We start from the raw sequence: 3,746 nt of genomic DNA on the forward strand, positions 1-3,746 counted from the left end.
CGCTTCGGCAGCGTTCACTCCGACGTTCCAGGCGACCATTCCAGACATCCTGCCGGATGAGGATGACTACACCCGTGCCTTGTCACTATCGCGTCTGGCCTACGATCTCGAAAGTGTTGCCAGTCCGATGCTCGCCGCTGCACTGCTGACCGTGATCAGCTTTCATAATCTGTTCGCGGGTACGGTCATTGGTTTCCTTGCTTCTGCGGCTCTAGTCGCTACGGTGCTGCTACCCAAAGCGAAACAGGTACCACGACGCAGCATTTATGAACGAACCACCCGTGGTATGCGCATATTCCTAGCTACGCCCCGGTTACGGGGACTGTTGGCGCTCAATCTTACGGTAGCTGCCGCTAGCGCCATGGTGATCGTCAATACAGTAGTTCTGGTGCAGTCGCGCTTCGCTCTGCCTCAGAGTTCCACTGCTTTGGCCCTGGCAGCGTTTGGGGGAGGGTCGATGGTGTCAGCCTTGGTCTTGCCCAGGCTGCTGAAAAACATCAAAGACCGAACTGCCATGCTGTTCGGCGGAGGGATATTGGTCGCGGGTTTAGCGGTTGGCATTAACGTCACCACTTATAACTTGCTTCTACCACTATGGTTGGTGCTTGGGGTTGGCTACTCCCTTGCCCAGACTCCTAGCGGTCGCATCTTGCGTCGCTCAGCACATGCTGAGGATCGTCCAGCATTATTTGCTGCCCAGTTCGCCTTATCCCATGCCTGCTGGTTAATCACTTACCCTCTGGCGGGATGGTTGGGAGCACACTACGGCCTGGCCGCATCGTTCATTGCGCTAGCGGTCTTGGCAGCAGGCTCGCTTATCATGAGTAGCCTCATCTGGCGACCAGCTCATGATCGAGAAATCGTCGAGCACACTCATGATGAACTATCAGACAATCGTGCCCATGTTGACGACACCAACGCAGAAAGGCATGAACACCCGTATGTGATTGATGATCTACATCGTCGGTGGCCACGCTGATGGAGCGAAGAGTTCTCAAGCCTTCGAGTCCAGAGCAAAATTTAGTGATGCATCGACAAGAGCTGTCACATACAACTGGATGATGATCAGAAAATAGGTAAGCGAGAGGCTTTGGGGGATCATGAACCTCACCCGATTGAAACAGTTTTTTTTGATTTTCTTTTGTACCCGCTACATCGCTCGGCACTACCGGCGACTTGCATTGCTGGAAACGTTAGCCCTGGTAGGCGCGAAACGAAAAGTGCGTGCTATACCGGCAAAGTCGGTTGTCGTAGACACGGAGAAATGACACACGCTTATTCTTGAACGGAGGAACCTACACAATTTTGACCAAACGAAAGGACGCGCTTGTTGCGAGGCAGGCCTCCAATCATGTTGAGCACCACATACGAAACCGCTTCCCGCTGCATGCAAGCCTTCTAGCCTGGTGCTGGCTTAACTGGCCGTCATCAGCTTCGACGCAGCGGACATGGCAGTAAGCATTGGCATCAAGCGAATGGTGCTACTCTTTGTACGGTCTATTTGATGGTAGGGGAGGATCAAATTAGAGGGGAATGTGTTTAGGGGGGATCAGTAAGGCCGAGAACTCACGTCTCCATGCTCGAATTCAAACTAGCGCCAACCGGTATATGGCGAGCCGATAGAAACGCACTGTCGGCGTGCATATGAGCAGTCCGCTAACCCTCGGCCTACCACATGCCATGAAAGGATTTGCGATGGAGGCTGATAACGGCGAAATAGGCAGTGAAGCGTAGCCGAGGGGTCATGGTAAAAAATTGCGTTAACGCTTTTGGGGACAGTCGCCCTGCAGGATATATCGAATGGAGTGAAGCTTTCCTTGAGAGTCCTGATAACTCATATAGCTATCGACATTTCCACAATATTTTACTGGTGGGGAAACATGTATAGTCTTGGCAACGTCTAGCTTCATGCCATACACATAATCCTTAACTTCAGGAACTGGTTCGCCGACTTTGCTGGCATAATTCTCGAGCGCAACCTTGTTGGCGCGCTCAACCCTTTCAACGTCTGTCTTCGATTGCGTTTGCGCATTAATAAATTGCGACGCAAAAGCAAGCGCGATAAAAACTGAAATCTTAATAGTCTTCATGTCGTAACCCACACCCTTTAGTTTGAATTTGCCTTAAACCACAAGATTTGAATTAGAAAGCGCCCAAAGGGCGCTAGCTTTAACAGTGATCTAGACGGCTGAAAGATCAATCAGCCCCCAATCAAACTTGCACGCAAACATTCATAGCTAAAAATCTATAAAAATAGCGACGTGCAAATTAGATCAAGGCCAAGTTCACAATCAAATTTTGTTCCGTTTACGTCTAGCCCGCTTACAAAGAAACAAGAGGGTATTCTACAATTAGCCTAAACTCATCCAGGTCAGACTCAAATTGAGTCGCGCGTGTATTAGACTGGCGTATGCGGAATGACATATCTTTCATTTTTCCAGTTTGAACTACATATTTTGCTTCGATGTCGCGCTCCCACCTCTTTTGATTCACGAGCGGACTGCCCTCGGCATCACGGCGCATGTAGACACTATTCGCACTCGAGTAGTCAATATCACTACCTCGGCCATAACGCGTCATAAAGCTGAGTCCAGGAACCCCGTACGACTTCATGCTCAGATCATAACGCAGCATCCAAGATTTTTCCTTGGGGGCGTTGAAATCACTATATTGTATTGAGTTGTCCAAGAAAACAGAGTCGGATTGTCGTAAATAGTCGAAGTCGTTTTCGCCATTGTTTCGTTGGTGGGTTAAGGCGAGTGTGTGGCCACCAAACTGAACACCAAAACGCCCGCTCCAAATATTGGTATCAAATTCACCTAATAACTTCTTGCCTTCGTCAACTGCACGATAGTAATTAAAACCACCGATCAACGCGAGATTATCTGTGAGAGCGTAGCTGAGGTTCGTACCGAAATACGTTTGATTCCATACATCCTGAAGTTGGCCAGCATGCAACGCGAAACTTACGTTCTCATTTAGAACGTAGTCACCACCGAAATAGCTCATTCCTGGTGAGTTTACAGGGCCTGCGTAGAAGGTCGCAAAACCATCCCTCATATCGCTTGATACAGGCTGACTCATAGAATGGAGCCGGCCACCTTGCAATGTCAGGCCTTTGATGCTGTTATTGGAAAATATAGTACCTCTAAAAGACTCAGGAAGTAGACGCGAATCACCGTAATACACTACTGGGCTGGTAGGAAACACGTCGCCTACTTTGAGCTCCGTATCAAAGGCGCGAATCTTCGCGGCGCCTCCAATTTTAGTGTACTCATCACGGGCATCCCCGTTACTGTCAACTGGAAGAACATCAAACGAACTTCGCCCACCATTGCGTCCGCCACCAGTGTCCAATTTCAAGCCGATCATGGCGAAAGCATCTAGTCCGAAACCAATCGTCCCTTGGGTGTAACCAGAATTGAATTTCGCAATGAATGCTTGAGCAGTCGCCTCAGAATATCCCGCCCCCCCTGGTGCAGTTTCACCATTACGATTATCCCTGTTGAAATAGAATGTTCTGCTGGTAACGGTAAATTTACTACCTTCAACAAAACCTTCTGACTTCTCTGCACTATAGGCGACTGAGCTAAACCCAGCTATTGCCGCTAATACGCCTGTTGAGATCTTGGTTATCCTAGTCATGTCTGCTCCGAAGATTTGGCAGTTTCTTATGATGACGGCCTTTTTTATAATGGGGCGGTTGCAGGAGCTGAGTGCAACACGGTTATTGAATTGAAGCAGGA

3 protein-coding genes are annotated in these 3,746 nt (G+C 49.1%); 1 reads left to right on the top strand and 2 read right to left on the bottom strand.

From position 1 onward, the window contains the following. Window positions 1-979, top strand: a 979-nt coding sequence (locus H096_RS26085; RefSeq protein WP_033902239.1) for an MFS transporter, incomplete at its 5' end; no start/stop codon positions are given. 781 nt (window positions 980-1,760) lie between these two features. Here H096_RS26085 and H096_RS26090 read toward each other — a convergent pair. Together H096_RS26090 and H096_RS26095 are read right to left on the bottom strand one after the other, a co-directional pair. Beyond that, window positions 1,761-2,090: a DUF2790 domain-containing protein gene (locus H096_RS26090; RefSeq protein ID WP_033902240.1), complete on the bottom strand. Its 330-nt coding sequence runs from the start codon at window positions 2,088-2,090 to the stop codon at window positions 1,761-1,763. Window positions 2,091-2,322: 232 nt separating this feature from the next. Then, the gene (locus H096_RS26095; protein ID WP_033902241.1) at window positions 2,323-3,645 is read right to left on the bottom strand and encodes an OprD family porin; all 1,323 of its coding nucleotides are present in this window, start codon (window positions 3,643-3,645) and stop codon (window positions 2,323-2,325) included. Window positions 3,646-3,746 lie beyond the last annotated feature (101 nt).

The organism is Pseudomonas sp. FH1 (assembly GCF_000510895.2).
Lineage (GTDB): Bacteria > Pseudomonadota > Gammaproteobacteria > Pseudomonadales > Pseudomonadaceae > Aquipseudomonas > Aquipseudomonas azotoformans_A.